Source organism: Paenibacillus sp. JJ-223, from assembly GCF_927798175.1.
GTDB lineage: Bacteria > Bacillota > Bacilli > Paenibacillales > Paenibacillaceae > Paenibacillus > Paenibacillus hubeiensis.
In genome coordinates, this window is record NZ_CAKMMP010000003.1 from 453125 (window position 1) to 475139 (window position 22015).

Here is a 22015-nt window from a genome sequence, read left to right on the forward strand (position 1 = left end):
AACTAAGGGAGAGATTCGATTGAATACATCACAACTCGCAAAAATGATTGATCATACCTTGCTGCGTGCCGATGCTACGCAAAGTGAAATCCATAAACTGACGGAAGAAGCGAAACAATATCAATTTGCTTCCGTTTGCGTCAATCCGGGCTGGGTTGCTTACGCCACCGAACAGCTTCAAGGCACTGGCGTCGATATTTGCACGGTCATCGGTTTCCCTCTGGGTGCGTCCACATCCGAAACGAAAGCATTCGAAACCAAAGATGCCATTGCCAAAGGTGCTACCGAGGTGGATATGGTCATTAACATCAGCGCTTTGAAGGACGGCAAGGACGATTACGTGGAGCAGGACATCCGTGCGGTCGTGGAAGCTGCAGCAGGCAAAGCGTTGGTGAAAGTCATCATCGAAACCTGTCTGCTTACCGATGACGAGAAGGTTCGTGCTTGCGAAGCGGCAGTTAGAGCAGGTGCTGATTTCGTTAAAACGTCCACAGGATTCTCCACGGGCGGAGCCACTCCGGAAGACATCGCGCTGATGCGCCGTACGGTGGGCCCGAATGTAGGCGTTAAAGCATCCGGCGGCGTGCGCAGCCTCGAAGACATGCAAAAAATGATCGAAGCAGGCGCAACGCGCATCGGAGCCAGCTCCGGCGTGAAAATTATGCAAGGCGGACAATCCACATCTTCTTATTAAGGCGAAGCTATATAAACCGCACGAATTAATCACACTAGGGCACTAGCATACAGGCCTCGTTCCATTAGCCATGCAGTAGATTCCGCTCTTTTCCATAAGGGAACAACTCTACGCTGGCTATTTGGATTCCGGCTCTATTGTAAGCGCTTCACCTTGTTTCTGAAAGGTTAATTCATGGCAAAGCAACCTTTGATCCGAAGACTTGCATCAGGCCCAACCAACTTCAAAGGAGTGAAGACATGAAATTTCTGATCGCGATTGTCGGTTTGCTGGTGGTGTTTGGACTGGCTTATCTCGCCAGCAACGGCCGAAAGAACATTCGTTACCGTCCCCTTGCCGTCATGATCGTTCTGCAGCTAATACTTGCTTATTTGCTGCTCAATACTGAGATCGGCACATTTTTGATCGGCGGTTTTGCGTCTGTTTTTAAAAACTTGCTCGATTACGCGAACGAAGGGATCTCGTTTGTGTTCGGCGGATTGACGACCGTCGGCGCGGAGAGCGGAGGCGTTCCGTTCTTCTTGAGCGTGCTAATGCCGATCGTTTTTATCTCGGCGCTGATCGGCATATTGCAGTATATCCGAATCTTGCCTTTTGTTATAAAATATATTGGTCTGGTATTAAGCAAAATCAACGGAATGGGCAAACTGGAATCGTATAACGCGGTTGCTTCAGCCATACTGGGGCAATCGGAAGTGTTCATTTCGGTCAAAAAGCAAATCGGCCTGCTGCCAAAGCATCGACTGTATACCCTGTGCGCCTCGGCCATGTCAACGGTATCCATGTCGATCGTCGGGGCCTATATGTCCATGATTGACCCGAAATATGTGGTTACGGCACTGGTGCTGAACCTGTTTGGCGGTTTTATCATCGCGTCCATCGTCAACCCATACCGGGTTACCGAGGAAGAAGATATATTGGAAGTGCAGGAAGAGGGGAAGCAATCGTTCTTTGAAATGCTGGGCGAATACATCATGGATGGTTTCAAGGTCGCCATCACGGTAGCGGCGATGCTTATTGGCTTCGTGGCTTTGATTGCGCTTGTGAATGGCATTTTTAGCGCCGTGCTCGGCATTTCATTCCAGCAACTGCTCGGTTATGTGTTTGCCCCGCTTGCGTTTGTGATGGGTATTCCCTGGGGAGAAGCGGTGCAGGCAGGAAGCATCATGGCGACAAAGCTGGTCTCGAACGAATTTGTGGCCATGCTGAGTCTGACCCAGCAAACGGCGCTGTCTGCCAGAACGACAGGCATCGTATCCGTCTTTCTGGTGTCGTTCGCCAATTTCTCCTCCATCGGCATTATCGCCGGTGCGGTGAAGGGCCTTCATGAAAAACAGAGCAACGTGGTGGCCCGCTTCGGTCTGAAGCTGCTTTACGGTGCATCGCTGGTCAGCGTGCTGTCCGCGGTCATCGCCGGACTGTTTTTGTAAGCCGGATCATTTGGAAGGAGTGCTTCAACTATGTCAACATTCAAAAGAATACACCTGATCGTCATGGATTCCGTCGGAATCGGCGAGGCGCCGGACGCAGCGGATTTCGACGATTATGACGTCGATACGTTCGGCCACATCGCGCGTGAGCGCGGCGGGCTGAACATGCCTCATATGGCCAGCCTGGGGTTGTCCAACATCAAGGAAATCGAAGGCGTGGCGGTAGCGGATGCGCCGAAGGCGTTTTACACCAAAATGCAGGAAGCGTCCAAAGGAAAAGATACGATGACAGGTCACTGGGAGCTGATGGGGCTGTACATCGATACGCCGTTTCGCGTATTCCCCGACGGCTTCCCGGATGAGCTGATCCGGCGCATCGAAGAAAAAACGGGCCGCAAAGTCATCGGCAACAAGCCGGCGAGCGGTACGGAAATCATTGACGAGCTGGGCGAAGAGCATGTAAAGACCGGTGCGTTGATCATTTATACCTCCGCAGATTCGGTGCTGCAGATCGCTGCGCATGAAGACGTCGTTCCGCTGAAGGAATTGTACGAAATTTGCGAGTTCTGCCGCGAAATCACGCTGGATGACCCGTACATGCTCGGCCGCATCATCGCACGTCCGTTCGTGGGTGAACCAGGCAGCTTCAAACGTACGGCGAACCGCCATGACTACGCGTTGAAACCGTTCGGCCGCACCGTGATGAACGAGCTGAAGGACGGCGGTTTCGATGTCATTGCGCTTGGCAAAATTTCCGATATCTATGACGGCGAAGGGGTGACCAAGGCGATTCGTACCGTTTCCAACATGGACGGCATGGACAAGCTTTCCGAAACGATGGACGAAGCGTTCACTGGCCTTAGCTTCGTTAACCTGGTGGATTTCGACGCGTTATATGGCCATCGCCGCGATCCGCAAGGCTATGCGCAAGCGCTGGAAGACTACGATGCACGCCTGCCGGAAATTATGGGTAAAATGACGGAAGACGATTTGCTGATCATCACAGCAGACCACGGTAACGATCCAACCTATCGCGGAACGGATCACACGCGCGAGTATGTGCCGCTGCTGGTATACTCCCCTCGCTTTGCAGGAGGCAAACGGCTGGAGCAGCGACGTACGTTTGCCGACGTAGGAGCAACCGTGGCCGACAATTTCGGCGTAAAACTGCCGGAACATGGCACAAGTTTCCTGAGCGAACTTAAATAATCGGGAGGAGCAATGAGCCGGGGCAGTCCTGCTGCTTCGGCTTAGCTTCGCCCATGGTCGATGAAAGTCGACACACCTGATAAACGAACACAATTCATTGGTTAATGGAGGAGAACATACGATGAGTACACATATTGGAGCAAAACCGGGAGATATTGCGGAAACGATTCTGTTGCCGGGAGATCCTTTGCGGGCAAAATACATTGCGGATACGTACCTTGAAGACGTGGTGTGTTATAACGAGGTGCGCGGCATGCTTGGTTTCACGGGTACATATCAAGGAAAACGGATTTCGGTGCAAGGTTCGGGCATGGGCATTCCTTCCTTCGCGATCTATGCGAACGAGTTGATCCGCGATTATGGCGTTAAAAACCTGATTCGCGTGGGCACTTGCGGAGGCATGCAGGAGCACGTTCGCGTTCGCGATGTCATTTTGGCCCAAGCGGCTTGTACGGATTCCAGCATGAACAAGCTGGTGTTCGGCGGATACGACTTTTCTCCAATCGCGACGTTCTCTCTGCTTAAGGCCGCATATGACCGCGCTACCGAAAAAGGCATGAACATTCATGTCGGCAACGTGTTCAGCTCCGATTCCTTCTATCGCGACGACCGTTCCGTGACAGAAAAGCTGATGCAGCACGGCGTATTGGGCGTGGAAATGGAAACGACAGCACTGTATACGATTGCAGCGAAGTTCGGTGTAAACGCGCTGACGATCCTTACCGTAAGCGACCACTTGTTGACAGGCGAAGAAACGTCGGCCGAAGAACGCCAAAAAACGTTCAACGACATGATGGTTGTCGCCCTGGATACAGCCATTACGCTGTAAGTATGACACCAATTCACAATATAAACTTCAAAGGAGAGATTAGGCCATGAGAATGGTAGACATTATAGCCAAGAAACGCGATGGGAAAGAGCTGACGACGGCCGAGATCGATTTTGTCGTTCAAGGATATACCCAAGGCGAAATTCCGGATTATCAAGTCAGTGCATGGGCGATGGCCGTGTATTTCAATGACATGACGGACAAAGAGCGTGCTGACCTTACCATGTCCATGGTGAATTCCGGCGAAACGATCGACCTTTCCGCCATTGAAGGCATCAAGGTAGACAAGCACTCCACCGGCGGCGTAGGCGATACAACGACATTGGTGCTGGCACCTCTTGTAGCGGCATTGGACGTGCCTGTAGCCAAAATGTCCGGACGCGGCCTGGGCCACACCGGCGGTACTACGGACAAGCTGGAATCCGTTGCCGGTTTCCACGTCGAGCTGGAAAAAGAAGAGTTCATCCGGCTTGTGAACGAAAACAAAGTTGCGGTCATCGGACAAAGCGGCAACCTTACGCCTGCGGACAAAAAGCTGTACGCATTGCGCGACGTGACGGCAACAGTCAACTCCATTCCATTGATCGCCAGCTCGATCATGAGCAAAAAAATCGCCGCCGGCGCTGACGCGATCGTGCTGGACGTCAAGACGGGCGCGGGCGCGTTCATGAAAACCGCAGAGGACGCCAAAGAGCTTGCGCACGCGATGGTCAGCATCGGCAACAATGTCGGCCGCAAAACGATGGCGGTCATCTCCGACATGTCCCAACCGCTTGGATTCGCGATCGGGAATGCGCTTGAAGTGAAAGAAGCCATTCTGACGCTGCAAGGCAAAGGGCCGAAAGACCTTGAGGAACTGTGCCTGGCACTCGGGCGGCAAATGGTGTTCCTCGCAGGCAAAGCGGATTCGCTGGAAGATGCCGAGGAAAAACTGAAAGAAGTCATCCGCAATGGCAAAGCGTTGGAGAAGTTCAAGCAGTTCCTCGCCAATCAGGGCGGCGATGCTTCGGTCGTGGATCATCCGGAACGTCTGCCCCAGGCTCAATATCTCATTGAAGTGCCTGCGGATAAAGATGGATACGTAGCGGAAATTATCGCTGACGAGATTGGTACGGCGGCCATGCTGCTTGGTGCCGGACGCGCAACGAAAGAATCCGAGATTGATCTGGCCGTTGGCCTGATGTTGAACAAAAAAGTGGGGGATGCCGTCAAAGCGGGCGAATCCCTTGTTACGATCCATGCCAATCGCGAGGATGTCGCAAGCGTGATCGAGAAAATCAAGGAAAACATTACGATTGCCGATCATGCGGAAGCTCCGGTATTGGTACATGGTATAGTAACCGAATAAAAGGACGAAATACATTACGAAAACCGCAGGCATGGGTCTCTACCATGCTTGCGGTTTTTTCTGTAGGCTCTGTTTTCTTTGGATGTTGATTTTTGGTAAAAACCGCTCACTTGCTCTGATTACAGAACAAATGTTCGTGGATATCAAATATCACCACAAGGATTATACATAGCCTTTCTTTATGATGCTTTTTATTGCCCCGTATCGCTATTCTGAAGTTGGTCATAGGCTTCCACCGAATCTGCGTTGGTGTAGATGTAAGGCGTCGACGGTTCAGCCACAGGAATGACTTTGTCAGCACGAATTTCCAGCCGATCTATGCCGTCTACCTGCACGGAACCGATGCTGCCGTCGATTTGGACCCAGCTGTCGGTGGGGAAGGCCGCAGCGTCGGGCACATGGATCATAATGCCGAAGGGAGCGGCGTCCGCCGGGCAGCACATGACCAGGAAACGACCAAGGGCAAAGTGGGAATCCTGATTCATGTCTTCATCCCGGTATACGAAGCCCGTTAACGAGATGGATTTGCCTGCAAATTGACGTTGAAACATGTCGATGGCACCAAGCGTTTCCGAGAAAATCGCCGGATGGACCTGAATGACCTGTTCGCGGTACAGCTTTTGGGCGAGATCGGCGAACTCCTGGCTGTATTCGTCAGGCGGTATGAATTGCACTTGTCCCGCGGCAGCTGCATTGGAAGCTTTGGACGCATCCATTCTGGATGGGAGCCCGTTAATATCCTGCACCTTCATGGCGTTTGCTTCCGGCAAAGGCTCTTTGCGTCGGATTTCGGGAGGTGCGTAAGAAAGCGCCATGCCTTTCTGACTAGCCATCGCGCTGCCCAATGCAAGATCAGGCAACAAAAAGCCGAGCAGTAAAGGAAAACAAACCAATCCGTAGGTAAGGGAGGTACGAATCCATCCCGAAGGCGGTGGATGCTCGCAATCGCAATGCACATGCTTATGACCGAAAACGCCTTGCCAACCCATGATTGCCGAGATGAACAAGAGCGGCACCGGACAGCACAAGAGCAGCGGGTGCAGCGAGGGGGCCAAATAATAGTGCAGCGAATCGGTTTCGTTGAGCCGAATAATGTATATAGCCAGCGCACCGAGCCAAACGGAACGAAACAGGCTGTGCCATTGCACGCGAACTGAACGGGAAAAGCTAGTACGCATTTTTGGGGATGATCGTAACACGGCAGCCATGGCATCAACTCCTTTCTTTTCTTCTGCGGTTCATGTATCTTCAGCTGCGAGCAGGCAAGATGCTCAGAATCTTCCGCAGCCTTAAAGCTAAGCTACCTCATGCAAATGCATTGATTAACCACGATCCCGCAAACACCAGAACGATGATGGCGATCGCAAGGCCAATGACAAAGCGGGTGCGGAACGTGGACAGCAGCATCAAGGTGCTTTTGAAATCGAGCATTGGTCCGAGCACGAGAAAAGACAACAGCGGCCCAAGGGCAAACGTATGTGAGAAAGCTGAAGCAACGAAGGCATCGGAAGTAGAACACAGGGACAGCACGTAGGCGAACGCCATCATGAATACATAGGACGAGATCGGCCCGTTTCCGAGGGAAATCAAGTCGGCCCGGCTGACAAAGGTTTGAATGCAGGCAGTGATCACGGCGCCAAGAACCAAATATTTGCCCATGTCGAACAGCTCGTCTCCCGCATGAATGAAAAAGCTGCGCCAGTTTTTGGGATGTTCATGATCCGAATGATCATGTCCGTTATGGACGTGCGGATGTGCCATCTTGAAGCCGGGATGCGTTCTCACCGTTGTTTGTACGGACAGTTCGTCCGGTACATTTGTTTTGCGGAGCGGATTGTGTTTTGCGAACAGATAGACGAGCCCCCCGACGATGGCCGCAACGGCGAAAGCCAGTCCCATGCGGGCGATCACGATTTCGGGATGGGACGGAAAGGCAAGCAAGGTGGCCGTGAACACAACCGGATTTACTACAGGTCCACTGAGAATAAACGTCGTGGCGATGTAGGCAGGCATGCCTTTGCGCATTAACCTGCGCACGACCGGAATCATGCCGCACTCGCAAATCGGAAACGCGATGCCGAGCAGGCCTGCGGCGATAATCCCCAGCACGGGGTTTTTTGGCGTCAGCCTGCGCACCATGTCTTCGGACACAAACCATTGCATCAGGGAAGAGAGCAGAACGCCAATGAGGAGGAACGGCATGGCTTCGAGCAGGATGCTGACCAATATCGTTTTTATGCTTTGCATACTCCCGCTGTTCCAGGCTTGCTGCAGGTCCGGCGCCATGAGAACAAGTACGGGGATGAGAAATGCGCAGGGAATAAGGAAGGTAAGGAGCTTCAGATTGGCCGCCAGCTTCATCGACAGACCTCCACAATCGTTTTGTTTAAGATATATGCTTGTACCTTGGACAACATAACTGTTGGCAGGCATCTAATCATAAAAATTACGATTTATTGGCGTGCAAAGACATAGTGCCGTTGACATTGTATTTGCTATAAGGTATATTACTACTTGTTAATCGTAATTATTACGATTAATAAAAGCATTCTGTTTATTATACAGGTTGAACTAAACATTTACACGATAACGGAGAGGGCAGAAAGAATCTGGAGAAGCGGAGGAACGATACATGGAACAACGACAAGCACGCAGCCCCATTCCCGTCACCGTATTGAGCGGATATTTGGGAGCGGGCAAAACAACTTTACTGAATCATGTGCTCCATAATCGCCAAGGCATGAGAGTGGCTGTGATCGTCAATGATTTGAGCGAGGTGAATATCGACGCTGGGTTGATCCGGGATGGCGGAGGTTTGTCTCGTATCGATGAGAAACTGGTGGAAATGTCCAATGGGTGCATCTGCTGCACCTTGCGCGAGGATTTGCTGAAAGAGGTGGAGCGACTCGCTTTGGAAGGCTCCTTTGATTATATTTTGATCGAATCGACAGGGATTGGCGAGCCTGTGCCTGTTGCTCAGACGTTTACATACATCGACGAAGAACTCGGGATTGATCTGACGAAATTTACACGCCTCGATACGATGGTAACTGTGGTGGATGCAGCCCAATTTTGGCGGGATTTCTATTCAAGGGAGACGCTGATGGATCGCGGCCAGGAAGCCGGTGAAGGAGATACGCGGGGGATCGTGCACCTGTTGACCGATCAGGTCGAGTTTTGCGATGTATTGGTCTTGAACAAATGTGATTTGGTGACGGAAGAGGAATTGCTCAAGCTGGAGAAGGCGCTCCGCGCGATGCAGCCGACAGCCAAACTGATCCGAACGACGCATGGGCGAATTGATCCGCATGAAATTTTGAACACGGGGCGTTTCGACTTCGAAAAGGCAAGTCAGTCTGCGGGCTGGGTCCGGGAATTGATGAAGGAAGAGCATACGCCCGAGACGGAGGAGTATGGCATTCACTCGTTCGTATATCATCGCAAACGTCCTTTCCATCCCGAACGCCTGCTTCGATGGATTGCCAAGTGGCCGGACAGCATCGTTCGTTCGAAAGGGCTGATGTGGCTTGCGACGCGCAACCATATGGCCGTTTCCTTTAGCCATGCCGGTACATCGAAGCAGTTGGCTCCGGCAGGATTGTGGGTCGGCGCGATGAGTGAGGAGGAACGTCATTTGCATTTTGGCGATACGCTGCCGAACATTCCGGATTGGGATGAGACGTGGGGGGACCGGGTAACCAAGCTTGTGTTCATCGGCATTGACATGGACCGTTCGGAGATTGAACGGACACTGGACGAAACGCTGCTGACGGATGAAGAGATGCAGCGGAATTGGAGGGATTTGAAGGATCCGTTTCCGACGTGGCATTGACAACAGAAAACAATTCAGCTACTATGATTAAATAGTAATTATTACGATTTAAGAAGACGAAGGAGGCATCACCCATGAGAGTCATCGTAACCTTAGCCTGCACCGAGTGCGGGGACCGCAACTATACCACCACCAAGAACAAACGCAATCACCCGGAGCGGCTGGAAATGAAAAAGTATTCCCCCCGCCTGAAAAAAATGACGATTCACCGCGAAACGAGATAAACCGGTTTGCTAGCTTGTACATAACAAGTGTACAATATATTTAGCCAAGTAACAGGGGGGTAGCACCCTCCCAGAACTTTTGAGAGCACAGCAATGTGCTCTTTCGTTATTTTTGGATTGGCTATACCGTGTAGTTCCAGAAGAAACGATCTTGAGGCGCACAAGCGTGTTCTTGTTTTTGCATACAGCCCAATGGGCGTTTTAGTAATAGGAGGTTTGGATATGGATGAAGATGCCCGTTTAACGACCCGTTCGAATGCCGATTCTCAGGATGACAGCGATTCAGCTTCAACATTACATAACCGTTCCCGTGCGGTGGAAGCAGCAACGATCCTTCCGCCCTCGGCGGAACAGGAAGTGCTGTTCAGCAACCAACCCGCTCACCTCTGGAAAAGGCGCAGGCAAGAGCTTCTCCAGTGGACGGAACGCGATAAAACAACCGTTTCTCCCAAACGAACGACGTTATGGAATGGGATCGAAGTGGATTTCCAGTTGGTTTCTGCCTTGGATCTGATGTCTCAAAAAGGAATGCTGACCGAATATTCTTGTGCAGGAGTAAGCCCCCTCGATGAACCTGTGGACCATTCCTTGTATGCATATGTTACACTGGTACAGAATGGGGCGGCTGACCAATTCGTAGAGTTTGCGATGAACCGTATGCGAAATAGGCTGCTTGTCACACTGGATCAGCTCACCGGCCGTTATGACCTGTCATCCTTCTTTATCGGCCATAACCGCAGTTTCTGCTGGTGGATGCAGCATTGCGCTGCGCAGTTCGAAATCCGAAACGAATAGTCGGCTTCGTCCGTATTTTCGCGAATATGATTGAATGGAAAGCAGGGGGTGGCACCACATTTGAACAAATGGCTCAAGACGATATTGTTTTTGCTGGGCTCGGCGTTTCTTACACGTTTTATTCCGTTTTCATCGTTGTTCCGCAATTTGGATACGATGATCCACGAGTTCGGCCACGCGCTTGTTACGCTGCTATTATCCGGCAAAGTGCTGCGCATTGAGTTGTATGCCGACCATAGCGGCGTTACGTATTCCTCGATGCTTACGCCCGGCAGGTCGATCCTGGTTTCTCTGGCCGGTTATCTGTGCGCGTCGCTGTTTGCCTGGCTGTTGTTTGTTCTTTATCGAAAAGGACGGCACATGTGGGGACTCGGGATCATGACCGCGGTCGCTGCCGTCTCGCTTCTGCTGTATGTCCGGGGAGAATTCGGCATGTTATGGCTAACGGGTTTTATCGCGCTGAATGCGGTCATCATGATTTTTGGCGCCAAATTCGCCAAGTTCTATTATCTTTTGCTGGCGTTTCTTACGTTGGAAGAATCCGTGGTTAGCGCCATGTACGTGGGCTGGATGTCCTGGACGCACCCTTCCGCTGCGGGAGACGCAACCAATCTGGCCAGTCAGACCTTTATGCCCGCATTGTTTTGGGGCACACTTTTTGCCTTGTTTGCGCTATGGTGTGCCAAAGGAGCGTTGACTTCCTTTTTTGGCAAAAACGCCGCATCCGGGGCCCGCTCTCGCAGAGTACGACAACGCAGTGCATAGTTGAATGGGAAAAGAGCAAATCCTGCGGGCAGGGAGTAGCAATCTTCCGCCGCAGTCCAAAAAGCGCCCCCTTGAAAGGGAGCGCTTTTCTCGTGTACATTAATCGCCCAAATTTTCCCACAGGACATAAAAATAATAGATTTCTTCCATGATCGCCTTATCGTCTTTTGCGGCTACGCCACCCTTCATCCGGGCAAGCGTGCCCAGAATGTCATAAATCGTTTCACGCTCCACGCTGAACTGGATGCGATCCACGATTCGGTCCCACGCCTTCAGGGCATATTCGATTTCTGACTTGGCTTGGGTCCACTGTTTGGCTTCAACTTGTTTCTCCAGCGATTGCACCGATTCAACCAAGCGATCATTCTCGCCCCACGGTTTTTTGAGAATCGTTCCCGTAGCCATGACGGCGCAAAAGATGAGAATCAGAACGATGGGAACCACATAGAGCAGCCACAATCGTGCTTTCATCGTATCCCCTCCTGCAGTGTAATCTTTCCGTTAGAACGGCCCTTCGTAGTCGCCCATGTCCGTTTTCTCCGTGATTTTGTCTTCGAAAAGGTCGATGTACAGTTTGTCATTGGGCAAAATGGCGGCAAAGGCGATGTCTTGGATCGTTATTTTTTTCTTTTTAAGCTGCTCGGTGAGCCAATGAATGTCCTTGTTTCGTTCTTCGAGATTTTGTTTGATCAGTACGCCGTCAATGATCAGCTCGGTCATGAGCTTGTTCGGGCTTGTCTTCATGTGCATATCCTTGGCCGTCACCGGTTGGTTCTCCGGCTTCAGGACAACGGAGAGACTGCCGTCCGGTTCAAGAATGCCATAGTCGACCGTCGTAATGTCGAACACGTCTTTTTGCCGCAGCATCATCGTCAGTTCATCGAATTTCACGCGCATTTTATGCATGTTTTGTTCCAAAATTTTGCCGCTCTGGATCACCAGCGTAGGATCGGAGTCAAACCATTTGGACACGGTACGATTTTTCAAGGTCACATATTGAAAAATAATCGTAACCAACGTAAATATGGTCAACGCGACGAAATGAATCCATGCTTTGGAGGAAAGGTCCGTGGCGAACGTTCCCGCAATCGAACCGATCGTAATGCCGTTTATGTAATCAAAGTACGTCAGGTTGCCCATTTGCTGTTTGCCCAGCACCCGCGTGTAAATCATGAGGGTCAGAAAAGCGATAACCGAGCGTACTGCGACCACCCATGTTTCTTCCATCATCGAGAAATCACCGTCCTTTGTATACCAGCTTTTCCCGTCTCTTAACATCTTATTCCACAAAAAAAAGAAGCCCGGAATGTAAATTCCGGACTTCGACTGAAACGTGAGAGCATAACGAATGATTCCGTTCATCGTGCATGGATTTGGCAAAAAGGTGCTCCGACGACCGCAAGATCTTAGGTCTTATACGCCGGAGTAGGCCATGAAGCCGCCGTCAACGGGAATGACGGTCCCTGTTACAAATCCGGATTGGCGTTCGTCGGCAAGCCACATCAGCGTGCCGAGCAGATCTTCCGGTTTGCCGAAACGACGCATCGGCGTATGGGAAATGATTTTGCTGGAGCGTTCGGTCGGCGAACCATCCGGATTCAACAGCAGATTGCGATTTTGCTCCGTCAGGAAAAAGCCGGGAGCGATCGCATTTACCCGAATGCCGGATTCGGCCAGATGAACGGCCAGCCATTGCGTGAAATTATTGATCGCCGCTTTGGCCGCGCTGTAGGCAGGCACCTTGGTCATCGGGGAAGGGGCGCTCATCGATGAAATGTTGATGACCGTTGCCAGTACGCTGCGTTCGATCATTTGTCTGGCAAAGATTTGCGTAGGAATCAGCGAGCCGACAAAATTCAAGTCCATCACTTGTCGAAATCCGCTTACGCTTACGTCAAAAAAAGTTGTGATGTTTTCCTGGTGCAGGTCTTCGAGCCGAAAAATTTCATTCGTTGTATTGGCGCTGGCATGATTGCCGCCGGCACCGTTAATGAGAATGTCGCATGGCCCAAGCCGTTCAAGCACCGCATCCGCGGCCGCCTGGACGCTATCCGGCTGCGTGACGTCGCAAGCAACGGCAATGGCTTTGCCGCCTGTGGCCGTAATGGCAGCAGCCACTTCTTCACCTTTGGATACCGTGCGGTTAAGTATCGCGACTTGAGCACCATGTCTGGCCAGTTCCTCGGCCATCGCGCGGCACAGGACGCCGGCACCGCCCGTAATGACCGCCGTTTTTCCTTGCAGTCTCGACGAGGTCTCGCGAATGAGTTCGTTCATGCTTTTGCCCTCCTTTGCAGGGAATCCCAGGCGCCCCACAGATACATAATACCCAGCGCGCGATCATAAAGGCCATATCCTGGTCTGCATTTCTCTCCCCATAAATGGCGTCCATGGTCCGGTCGGGCGTACCCCGTAAACCCGGTGTCATGGTAGGCTTCCACGATGCCCACGATGTCAACGCTTCCGTCCTGGGTCCGATGCGACGTTTCGATGAAATCGCCATTCTCGTACACTTTTACATTGCGGATGTGGGCAAAAGGAATCCGATCCTTGAACTCATGGATCATGCCGATGATATCGTTGGCTGGATTCGCTCCGAGCGAGCCGCTGCACAATGTAACGCAGTTGGATGGACTATCATGCAAATTCAAATATTTGCGAATGTTGTCCTGGGTCGTAATGATTTTCGGCAGGCCGAAGATCGACCATGGCGGATCGTCCGGGTGGATGGCCATCTTGATGCCAAGCTGCTCCGCGACAGGGATGATCTCGTCCAAAAAGTATTTTGCGTTCTGCCACATATCGTCTTCCGAGACATTTTTGTATGCTTCGAACGCGCTTGTCAAGTACTGGAGACGCTCAGGCTCCCAGCCCGGCATCGTCAATTCGGAGTTTTCCGTAATGCGGCGGACCAGTTCGAACGGGTCCATGTCTTCGAGTTTGTTTTTTTCGTAGAATAGGGCGGTGGAGCCGTCCTCCATCTCCTTATACATGTCGGTACGCAGCCAGTCGAAGATCGGCATGAAATTATAACAGATGACTTTGACGCCAACCTGCGCAAGCTTTTCCATCGTTTTTTTGTAGTTTTCGATATATTTGTCCCGGGTGGGGAGACCGAGTTTGATATCTTCATGGACGTTAACGCTTTCAACGACATCCATATGTAGTCCGGCCCGATCCGCCGCCTTCTTGATTGCCAAAATGCTCTCCATGGGCCATTCTTCGCCTGCAGGCACATCGTGCAGTGCCCATACAATGCCTTCAACGCCCGGGATCTGACGGATGTCATCCAGCGATACCGTATCGTTGCCTTCGCCAAACCAGCGAAAAACCATTCTCATGACGTTCACCTCATCATTTTATATAGGAAAGAATACAACGCTCAATTACCATACTACCATACAAGTTTGAATGTTGGAAGCGCTTTTAAGGAAAAATTTGATGACATTTCCCCAAAAAAATGTGAGCTCTCTCTCATAAGTGGTCTTAACTCTTGTGGATCATGAAGGAAAGAAGTAAAATAACTACAATGGTTTAAATGTTTAAACATATCAACTTTATAGAGAAAGAAGGAAGGAAACCCGATGGGACAAAAAGCACTATCCATTTTTCAATCCTGCATGCCTTTGTTTCAGGTGCTCAGCGACTCACATCGCCAATCCATCCTGATGCTGCTGACAGAAAAGGGGAGAATGACCGTCAATGAAATTACGGAGCAATCCAGCCTCTCGCGCCCGGCTATATCCCACCATCTCAAGCTGCTGCTGGACAAAGACTTGATTTCGGTGGAGCAGCAGGGAACCCAACGCTATTATTCCGCTTCATTGCAGGCATCGGTTCAATTACTGAAGGAATTGGTGGCGGCATTGGAAGAAGAGTGTTTATAGGGAGGAGCAGATCATATGACAAAAATACGGGAAATAACCAGCCCGGAAGTAGAGGAAATTTTGGAGCTGCAGCAGCAATTTTACCGCTCGGGCTCCACCCGTTCGCCGGAAGCTCGCATTGAACGTCTTATTTGGCTTAAGGATGCGATTCGAAAATACGAGAAACCGTTGACCGAAGCGCTGTATCAGGATCTCGGCAAAAGCGAATTCGAATCATATACGACCGAGATCGGTTTTATGCTCGACAGCATCTCGCACACGATTCGGAACGTGAAACGCTGGGCCAAACCGAAAAAGGTCAAAACGCAGCTGGCCCTCATCGGTTCCAAAAGCTATATCATTCCCGAGCCTTACGGATCGGTTCTCATCATCGGGCCGTTCAACTATCCGTTCCAGTTGCTGATCGAGCCGCTCGTGGGTGCCGTTGCGGCTGGCAATACGGCCGTGCTGAAGGCATCCGAACATACGCCGGCCGTTTCGGCCGTCGTGCGGGACATCATCACATCGGTATTCGAGCCGGGGTACGTCCAGGTCATTGAAGGAGCCAAAGATACGACGACGGCTCTCATCCAAGCGAAATTTGATTATATTTTTTTTACGGGGAGTGTGCCCGTCGGCAAAATCGTCATGGAGGCCGCTGCCAAAAACCTCATTCCGGTTACGCTGGAGCTGGGCGGCAAAAGTCCGGTCATCGTGGACGAACATGCCGACCTCAAAGTCGCCGCGCAGCGCATTATGTGGGGCAAGCTGCTCAACACAGGTCAAACGTGCATCGCACCGGATTATCTGCTCGTCCATGAGCGGGTGAAGCAAACGTTGATCGAGGAAATGAAGGCGGCCGTGCACAGCTTCTACGGCTCGGACGTTCGGCATAATCGGGATTATGGCCGGATCGTCAATGAAGCCCATTTCAAGCGGTTGAGCCATCTGATCGAGCGGGATAAGGCACACCTGATTTTTGGAGGACAAACGGACGAGGCAGATCGCTTCATCTCGCCTACGCTGCTGGACGTGGAGTCTTGGGAAGCAGCGAGTATGGAAGACGAAATTTTCGGCCCGATCCTCCCGATTATCAGTTATCATGATATTGACGAAGCCATCGCAGGCATTTTGAAACTTCCCAAACCATTGGCTTTGTATCTGTTCACTTCCGATAAGCAGGTTCAGGAGAAGGTGCTGCAGGAAGTGTCCTTTGGCGGAGGATGTATCAACGATACGATTACCCATGTGGCCAACCCGCGGCTGCCTTTTGGCGGGGTAGGGAATTCCGGAATCGGCGGATACCACGGGCGATACAGCTTCGAAACCTTTTCGCATGTGAAAAGCATACTCCGAAAAAGCACGCGGCTGAATCTGCCGATCTTGTACCCGCCTTATGCCGGCAAATTACAAACGATCAAACGGCTGTTGAAATAAGCCATACGGGTTTCGGATCAAACGAACTCGGTTTCTTAGTGCCACCCGGCAGGGTCAACACTTAGCCATAGCGCGGCGAGAATCGACGGAAGCGAAGTGTTGCGGCCCAAAGACTTATTCCGAACCAGGAGGATCCTGCCTGTACCGGGATGGGGATATCCCCGACCAGCGTTTGAACTGACGGCTGAAGTGGGCGATGTCTTTGTAACCTAGCATGACGGCGATATTTTGAATGGACAATGCCGGATTTCCGAGTAAAATCTTCGCTTCATGCAGAACCATCTCGGACAGCATGGCGCGTGGGGATTGGCCGAATACCTGCTTGAATACGCGGTTGCAATGGGACGTGCTGATCCCGAGTTCTGCTGCAATGTCGTCGATGCCATAGTGACTGGCCGATTCATGTCCCTGTTTGAACTGCTGGCTCACCAGCCCCTGCAAACGATTGCGGATCTGATGGGCAAGCTCGATCCGGTCGTAACCGTCGGCATACGTATGCGCAACCTCCTGGGAAACGGCTTCCCAGAGGTGGCCGAACAGCTCGAACACGGCCGATTGCAATTGCATGCGCTGCACCATGGTGCTGGCCGACGGGGCAGTGGCCGAGTTCATCAGTTTGCGCAGCACGGGTTCGATGTTTTGGGTAACGACGCTGTCGGCGCCAAACAGGACTTGTCTGATGCGGGCAAGCAGAGAGAGAAACAGCTGATCATCGATATCGAAATGCATGCAAAAATAGGTGAAGCCTTTTCCGTCAGGGCTATGGCTGGAATGAACGCTGCCCGGAGGGATCAGAAGCAGTTCTCCGGCTTTTTGCCTGTACAATTGACCTTCGATGACCATGTGCTGCTCGCCTTCGGTCACATAGTTAAGCTCGTATTGCGGGTGTTCATGGGCAGGATAGTCCCAATCGGAACCGACGCTGCGAAGATGGATGGCAAACAGGTTTACCGTCGTTTGCACGTCGGGATAGAACACTTCGTGCACGCTTTCCCCAAGCTGGGGAGGCAAATAGGTGGAAGACATGTGGGACCTCCTTTTTTCGGGCGCATAGCCAAGATGCAAGCTTGATTCGGCGTAACCTTCCCGCGGTGTACTGAAACATTTCTTCATGCGCCAAAGCATGAAACCGCTTTAGTACGATTATAAACCATCAGCCCGATTTGGGTAAATATCTGCTTGATTTGACCATGGTCTGGCCGGAAATGCCATGATAGGATGGGGCTATGAAAACGCATGCAAATCATTTGAGAGGGGTCGCATCCCATGAACACATCCAAATCGATTTTCTATAATGCCCACCATGCGCCGATCGGCGCTTTTGCAAGCTTTACGCTTGGATATAAAGGAGCCAAAGGCGGTCTTGGACTCGAATTGGGCAAGCCTGCCGACGAAAACATCTACATCGGCCTTCAGGCACGGGACGGCGAACATTACGAGGCTTTGCCCTTTTTTGCAGCAACCGAAGACGAAAGTGCCCGTTATGACGTAGAAAAGCCGGATCACACTGACGCGTCGGCGGCCGAAGCGGCCAAACCGTTGGTCTCCGCGTTTCGCGACGAGGACATCAGCCGTAAACTGACGATCGGCACGGATACATGGACCGCAGGTGATCTGACTTTCCGCATTTATTCGCCGGTACGTCCGGTGCCTCACCCGGTTGAAGGGGATGAACAAGCGCTGAAAGATGCCTTGGTGCCAGCCGTGCTGGTCGAGCTTGTATTGGACAACCGCCAGGGACAGCAAACGCGCAGAGCGTTCTTCGGTTACCAGGGCAGCGATCCATATTCCGCGATGCGTATGATTGGCGGGCCAGAAGGCGGTTCCGTGACGGGCATTGGCCAAGGGCGCCATACGGCGATCCTTTCGAAGGATAGCGGACTTTGGCCCGCGCTCGGTTTTACGCTGGAGAAGATTTTGCTTGAAAAACACGTGGAAAATCTGGCCTTCGGCCTTGGCGGCACAGCCGCTTTGCTTATGGAAGTTCCCGCAGGAGAACAGCGCACGTACCGTTTTGCGGTAAGCTTCTATCGCGGAGGCATTGTCACTTCCGGCATGGACACGACCTATTGGTATACCCGGTATTTCGCGAACATCCAGGAGGCGGGAACATACGCGCTGAATCGCTTCGATGAACTGGCAGCTTCGTGCGAGGAAGCGGATCGGCGCTTGGGCGTTTCCGCATTGTCCGAGGATCAGTCGTTCATGCTGGCGCATTCCGTCCACAGTTATTACGCAAGCACGCAGCTGCTCGATGCAGATGGAGAACCGCTCTGGGTGGTCAACGAAGGCGAATATCGCATGATGAACACGCTCGATTTGACCGCGGACCAGCTGTATTTCGAATTGGCCATGAATCCGTGGACGGTACGCAATGAACTGGAGTGGTTCGTGAAACGGTACAGCTATACCGATGAGGTCCGATTCCCGGGAGAGGAAAAGACGCATCCTGGGGGAATCACGTTTACGCACGACATCGGCGTAGCCAACGTATTTTCGAGACCCGGACATTCGGCGTACGAACTGGCCGGCATCGATGACTGCTTCTCGCAGATGAGCCATGAGGAATTGGTCAACTGGCTCTGCTGCGCGACGGTGTACATCGAGCAGACTCGGGATCGGGATTTTGTGCAGAACATGCTGCCTGTCATCCAAGACTGCTTCCAGAGCATGGTCAACCGTGATCATCCGGAGGAAAATCAACGAAACGGGTTGATGGGCCTGGACAGCACCCGCACCAAAGGCGGGGCAGAGATTACGACCTACGACAGCCTGGACGTGTCGCTGGGACAATCCCGTAACAACATCTATCTGGCGGGCAAATGCTGGGCGGTGTATGTAGCGCTCGAGAAGTTGTTCGCTGCGGAAAAGCTTAACGACTTGTCGTACCAAGCAGGTCGTCAAGCCGATCGCTGCGCGGCCAGCATCGCGGCGCAATTGACGGATGGCGGCTACATTCCGGCCGTCATTGCGGAAAATAACGATTCGCGCATCATTCCGGCGATCGAAGGGCTCGTGTTCCCGTATTTCACAGGCTGCGAGGGCGCATTGGACGCAAACGGCCGCTTCGGCGCTTATTTGCAGGCGCTGCGTACGCACTTGAAGACGGTTCTTGTTCCAGGCACCTGCCTCTTCGCGGACGGCGGCTGGAAGCTGTCCTCGACGAGCAACAATTCGTGGCTGAGCAAAATCTACCTTTCCCAGTTCATCGCCAGAGAGCTGCTGGGCGTGGAGTGGGACGAAACAGGAAAAGCGGCGGATGCCGCACATGTCGATTGGCTGCTGCATCCGGCAGAATCCTATTGGTGCTGGAGCGATCAGATTCTGTCCGGCGTAGCGGTCGGCAGCAAATATTACCCGCGCGGCGTAACATCGATACTATGGCTGCTCGAAGGCAAGGGCAACCGACTGACACAGATCTATGCAACCAAGGAGGCGGCACAATGAGTTCAATCGTACAATCCGGGCTGGCCGGACCGCAATATGACGCTTGGCTGGGATATCTCGCAGGAGTCCCGGGAAAAAACGGGGCTGGATCGGCCAAGGCACCGCTCTGGGCTCGCCAGGTGATTACTGAAGAAGCTCATTCGGTTGTCAAAACAGCTGCTGCAGAGCTGACGATCGGACTGGAAAAGCTGTATGGCAGCAAACCTGAAACGACGGCTGCCGGAGATGTTCACGCATCAGCGGCAGGGATATGGATCGGTACATGGGCGGGCAGCGCAACCCTTCGGAATACGTTTACCGATGCCGAGCGCGCTTCGGTTCATGGCGAAGGTTACGTCATTCGCGAAGATGCGGACCGCGGACATCTTTACATCGGTTCGGAAACTCCCCAAGGCGTTTTGTACGGTTCATTCCATGTATTAAGAGAGCTTGTGCTTCGCATAGGGCGTCCGGATGGGGCCTCCGCGGAGGTGTTCGGCCAGATTGCCGAGCAGCCGCGCAACCTGCTGCGCATGCTCAACCAGTGGGATAACGTGGACGGAAGCATAGAGCGAGGGTATGCAGGCAGGTCTATCTTCTATGAAAACGGGGAGATCGTATCCGACACCGCTCGGATTCGCGATTATGCACGTCTTCTTGCATCGACAGGGCTGAACGCGATCGCGATTAATAACGTCAACGTGCACCAAAGGGAAAGCCTGTTCCTGACGGAACCATTCCTTGGCGACGTGGCACGGGTAGCCGCGGAATTCAGGGATTACGGAATCAAGCTGTTCCTGAGCGCCAATTATGCAAGCCCCATCGAGATCGGCGGACTGCATACGGCAGATCCGCTCGATGAAGAAGTGCGGGAGTGGTGGAAATCGCAGACCGCCAAGGTCTATGCGGCCATTCCGGACTTCGGCGGATACCTGATCAAGGCGGATTCCGAAAACCGTCCTGGACCTTTCACGTATAACCGTGATCATGCCGACGGGGCCAACATGCTGGCCGAAGCGCTTCAGCCGTTCGGGGGGATCGTGATCTGGCGCTGCTTCGTGTACAACTGCAAACAGGACTGGAGAGACCGTTCGACCGACCGCGCGCGTGCAGCATACGATCATTTCAAACCGCTCGACGGACGGTTTGCCGACAACGTCGTTTTGCAGATCAAAAACGGCCCGATGGACTTTCAGGTCCGCGAACCGGTATCGCCGTTGTTCGGGGCGATGGAGCATACAAATCAGGTGCTTGAATTCCAAATTACGCAGGAATATACGGGCCAGCAGCGTCACCTCTGTTATTTGATCCCGCAATGGAAAGAAGTTCTGGATTTTGACACACATGCCAAAGGCGAGGGTTCGCAAGTGAAACGCATCGCCGACGGTTCGTTGTATGGCAGGTCCCTAAACGGCTTTGCGGCCGTTTCCAATATCGGCGCGGATGCTTGCTGGACGGGACATCCGTTGGCCCAGGCCAATTTGTACGGGTATGGACGTCTCGCATGGAACCCGGAATTGTCCGCCGAACAGATTGCGGACGAATGGGTGAGGCTGACGTTCGGCAGCGACGACGAAATCGTAACTATCATTACAGGCATGCTGCTCCGTTCGCTGGACATCTACGAAAGCTACACCGCACCGCTTGGCGTAGGCTGGATGGTTAATCCGGAACACCATTACGGTCCGAACGTAGACGGTTACGAGTATTCCAAATGGGGCACGTATCATTTCGCGGATTGCCATGGCATCGGCGTGGATCGGACGGCGAAAAGCGGTACGGGTTATGCTTCGCAGTACCATGCCGCGAATGCGGACAGATACGAATCGCTGGAAACCTGCCCGGACGAACTGCTGCTCTTTTTCCACCATGTTCCTTACACGCATGTGCTGCACTCCGGCAAAACGGTTATACAGCATATTTACGACACCCATTTCGACGGGGCCGATCAGGCAGCAGCATTGTTGAACGATTGGAAGCGGCTTGAGGGCAAGATCGATCCGACCATATTCAACAAAGTGGCTGCGCTGCAGGAAGGCCAGGCCGAACATGCAAAGGAATGGCGCGACATGATCAATACGTACTTCTACCGCAAAAGCGGGATCGAGGATCGATGGGGAAGAACTATATATTAATGAAGAAAAGGCAGAAGGAGGAGTA

The 22015-nt window shown here is 52.4% G+C and carries 20 protein-coding genes; 13 read left to right on the forward strand and 7 right to left on the reverse strand.

Features of this window, described 5'->3' with window-relative positions; translation table 11 throughout:
* Positions 1–43: 43 nt before the first annotated feature.
* The 5 genes from deoC to L6H98_RS08335 all read left to right on the forward strand — a co-directional run bounded on the left by deoC (position 44) and on the right by L6H98_RS08335 (position 5510).
* The gene (gene deoC, locus L6H98_RS08315) at positions 44–694 is read left to right on the forward strand and encodes a deoxyribose-phosphate aldolase (protein ID WP_236414371.1); all 651 of its coding nucleotides are present in this window, start codon (positions 44–46) and stop codon (positions 692–694) included.
* Between the two features lie 239 nt (positions 695–933).
* Positions 934–2124 (forward strand): NupC/NupG family nucleoside CNT transporter, encoded by a 1191-nt coding sequence (locus L6H98_RS08320; protein ID WP_236414255.1) that lies wholly within the window; start codon positions 934–936, stop codon positions 2122–2124.
* 30 nt (positions 2125–2154) lie between these two features.
* Positions 2155–3333, forward strand: coding sequence for a phosphopentomutase (gene deoB / locus L6H98_RS08325; protein ID WP_236414256.1), 1179 nt, complete (start codon positions 2155–2157; stop codon positions 3331–3333).
* A gap of 121 nt (positions 3334–3454) precedes the next feature.
* Positions 3455–4162 carry a purine-nucleoside phosphorylase gene (gene deoD / locus L6H98_RS08330; RefSeq protein ID WP_236414257.1) on the forward strand — a complete coding sequence of 236 codons (708 nt, stop codon included), beginning with the start codon at positions 3455–3457 and terminating at the stop codon, positions 4160–4162.
* A gap of 46 nt (positions 4163–4208) precedes the next feature.
* The gene (locus tag L6H98_RS08335) at positions 4209–5510 is read left to right on the forward strand and encodes a pyrimidine-nucleoside phosphorylase (protein ID WP_236414258.1); all 1302 of its coding nucleotides are present in this window, start codon (positions 4209–4211) and stop codon (positions 5508–5510) included.
* A gap of 191 nt (positions 5511–5701) precedes the next feature.
* Here the strand turns inward: L6H98_RS08335 and L6H98_RS08340 are convergent, their stop codons facing one another.
* Together L6H98_RS08340 and L6H98_RS08345 are read right to left on the reverse strand one after the other, a co-directional pair.
* Positions 5702–6718, reverse strand: coding sequence for a TIGR03943 family protein (locus L6H98_RS08340; protein WP_236414259.1), 1017 nt, complete (start codon positions 6716–6718; stop codon positions 5702–5704).
* Positions 6719–6815: 97 nt separating this feature from the next.
* Positions 6816–7871, reverse strand: coding sequence for a permease (locus L6H98_RS08345; RefSeq protein ID WP_236414260.1), 1056 nt, complete (start codon positions 7869–7871; stop codon positions 6816–6818).
* Positions 7872–8142: 271 nt separating this feature from the next.
* Here L6H98_RS08345 and L6H98_RS08350 point away from each other — a divergent pair, with 271 nt between their 5' ends.
* The 4 genes from L6H98_RS08350 (at position 8143) to L6H98_RS08365 (ending at position 11126) form a co-directional block, all read left to right on the forward strand.
* The gene (locus L6H98_RS08350) at positions 8143–9342 is read left to right on the forward strand and encodes a GTP-binding protein (RefSeq protein ID WP_236414261.1); all 1200 of its coding nucleotides are present in this window, start codon (positions 8143–8145) and stop codon (positions 9340–9342) included.
* Between the two features lie 74 nt (positions 9343–9416).
* Entirely contained in the window at positions 9417–9566 is a 150-nt protein-coding gene (gene rpmG / locus L6H98_RS08355; RefSeq protein WP_036613813.1) for a 50S ribosomal protein L33, read from the forward strand.
* Between the two features lie 222 nt (positions 9567–9788).
* Positions 9789–10361: a hypothetical protein gene (locus L6H98_RS08360; protein ID WP_236414262.1), complete on the forward strand. Its 573-nt coding sequence runs from the start codon at positions 9789–9791 to the stop codon at positions 10359–10361.
* Positions 10362–10421: 60 nt separating this feature from the next.
* Positions 10422–11126 carry a M50 family metallopeptidase gene (locus tag L6H98_RS08365; protein WP_236414263.1) on the forward strand — a complete coding sequence of 235 codons (705 nt, stop codon included), beginning with the start codon at positions 10422–10424 and terminating at the stop codon, positions 11124–11126.
* A gap of 99 nt (positions 11127–11225) precedes the next feature.
* Here the strand turns inward: L6H98_RS08365 and L6H98_RS08370 are convergent, their stop codons facing one another.
* The 4 genes from L6H98_RS08370 to uxuA form a co-directional block, all read right to left on the reverse strand.
* Positions 11226–11597, reverse strand: coding sequence for a DUF4363 family protein (locus L6H98_RS08370; protein WP_236414264.1), 372 nt, complete (start codon positions 11595–11597; stop codon positions 11226–11228).
* Positions 11598–11627: 30 nt separating this feature from the next.
* Complete coding sequence (locus L6H98_RS08375) at positions 11628–12356, reverse strand: DUF421 domain-containing protein (protein WP_236414265.1); 729 nt, start codon at positions 12354–12356, stop codon at positions 11628–11630.
* Between the two features lie 183 nt (positions 12357–12539).
* A complete protein-coding gene (locus L6H98_RS08380) occupies positions 12540–13403 on the reverse strand; it encodes an SDR family oxidoreductase (RefSeq protein ID WP_236414266.1) in 864 nt (287 codons plus the stop codon).
* Entirely contained in the window at positions 13400–14467 is a 1068-nt protein-coding gene (gene uxuA / locus L6H98_RS08385; RefSeq protein ID WP_236414267.1) for a mannonate dehydratase, read from the reverse strand. The genes L6H98_RS08380 and uxuA overlap by 4 nt, the downstream gene beginning before the upstream one ends.
* 243 nt (positions 14468–14710) lie before the next feature.
* Between uxuA and L6H98_RS08390 the strand changes: the two genes are divergently transcribed.
* Positions 14711–15013, forward strand: coding sequence for a metalloregulator ArsR/SmtB family transcription factor (locus L6H98_RS08390; protein WP_236414268.1), 303 nt, complete (start codon positions 14711–14713; stop codon positions 15011–15013).
* 15 nt (positions 15014–15028) lie between these two features.
* The gene (locus L6H98_RS08395; protein ID WP_236414269.1) at positions 15029–16429 is read left to right on the forward strand and encodes an aldehyde dehydrogenase; all 1401 of its coding nucleotides are present in this window, start codon (positions 15029–15031) and stop codon (positions 16427–16429) included.
* Positions 16430–16543: 114 nt separating this feature from the next.
* On the opposite strand, the gene L6H98_RS08400 is transcribed toward L6H98_RS08395, so the two are convergent.
* A complete protein-coding gene (locus L6H98_RS08400) occupies positions 16544–17455 on the reverse strand; it encodes an AraC family transcriptional regulator (protein WP_236414270.1) in 912 nt (303 codons plus the stop codon).
* Between the two features lie 240 nt (positions 17456–17695).
* On the opposite strand from L6H98_RS08400, the gene L6H98_RS08405 reads away from it, so the two are divergent.
* Positions 17696–19876, forward strand: coding sequence for a glycoside hydrolase family 52 protein (locus L6H98_RS08405; protein WP_236414271.1), 2181 nt, complete (start codon positions 17696–17698; stop codon positions 19874–19876).
* Positions 19873–21990: an alpha-glucuronidase family glycosyl hydrolase gene (locus tag L6H98_RS08410; protein WP_236414273.1), complete on the forward strand. Its 2118-nt coding sequence runs from the start codon at positions 19873–19875 to the stop codon at positions 21988–21990. The genes L6H98_RS08405 and L6H98_RS08410 overlap by 4 nt, the downstream gene beginning before the upstream one ends.
* The last annotated feature ends 25 nt before the right edge of the window (positions 21991–22015 follow it).

Bases quoted from the DNA above. Each gene is read 5' to 3' on its own strand.
- deoC (WP_236414371.1), top strand. From the start codon at position 44: ATGATTGATCATACCTTGCTGCGTGCCGATGCTACGCAAAGTGAAATC.
- L6H98_RS08320 (WP_236414255.1), top strand. From the start codon at position 934: ATGAAATTTCTGATCGCGATTGTCGGTTTGCTGGTGGTGTTTGGACTG.
- deoB (WP_236414256.1), top strand. From the start codon at position 2,155: ATGTCAACATTCAAAAGAATACACCTGATCGTCATGGATTCCGTCGGA.
- deoD (WP_236414257.1), top strand. From the start codon at position 3,455: ATGAGTACACATATTGGAGCAAAACCGGGAGATATTGCGGAAACGATT.
- L6H98_RS08335 (WP_236414258.1), top strand. From the start codon at position 4,209: ATGAGAATGGTAGACATTATAGCCAAGAAACGCGATGGGAAAGAGCTG.
- L6H98_RS08340 (WP_236414259.1), bottom strand. From the start codon at position 6,718: ATGGCTGCCGTGTTACGATCATCCCCAAAAATGCGTACTAGCTTTTCC.
- L6H98_RS08345 (WP_236414260.1), bottom strand. From the start codon at position 7,871: ATGAAGCTGGCGGCCAATCTGAAGCTCCTTACCTTCCTTATTCCCTGC.
- L6H98_RS08350 (WP_236414261.1), top strand. From the start codon at position 8,143: ATGGAACAACGACAAGCACGCAGCCCCATTCCCGTCACCGTATTGAGC.
- rpmG (WP_036613813.1), top strand. From the start codon at position 9,417: ATGAGAGTCATCGTAACCTTAGCCTGCACCGAGTGCGGGGACCGCAAC.
- L6H98_RS08360 (WP_236414262.1), top strand. From the start codon at position 9,789: ATGGATGAAGATGCCCGTTTAACGACCCGTTCGAATGCCGATTCTCAG.
- L6H98_RS08370 (WP_236414264.1), bottom strand. From the start codon at position 11,597: ATGAAAGCACGATTGTGGCTGCTCTATGTGGTTCCCATCGTTCTGATT.
- L6H98_RS08375 (WP_236414265.1), bottom strand. From the start codon at position 12,356: ATGATGGAAGAAACATGGGTGGTCGCAGTACGCTCGGTTATCGCTTTT.
- L6H98_RS08380 (WP_236414266.1), bottom strand. From the start codon at position 13,403: ATGAACGAACTCATTCGCGAGACCTCGTCGAGACTGCAAGGAAAAACG.
- uxuA (WP_236414267.1), bottom strand. From the start codon at position 14,467: ATGAGAATGGTTTTTCGCTGGTTTGGCGAAGGCAACGATACGGTATCG.
- L6H98_RS08390 (WP_236414268.1), top strand. From the start codon at position 14,711: ATGGGACAAAAAGCACTATCCATTTTTCAATCCTGCATGCCTTTGTTT.
- L6H98_RS08395 (WP_236414269.1), top strand. From the start codon at position 15,029: ATGACAAAAATACGGGAAATAACCAGCCCGGAAGTAGAGGAAATTTTG.
- L6H98_RS08400 (WP_236414270.1), bottom strand. From the start codon at position 17,455: ATGTCTTCCACCTATTTGCCTCCCCAGCTTGGGGAAAGCGTGCACGAA.
- L6H98_RS08405 (WP_236414271.1), top strand. From the start codon at position 17,696: ATGAACACATCCAAATCGATTTTCTATAATGCCCACCATGCGCCGATC.
- L6H98_RS08410 (WP_236414273.1), top strand. From the start codon at position 19,873: ATGAGTTCAATCGTACAATCCGGGCTGGCCGGACCGCAATATGACGCT.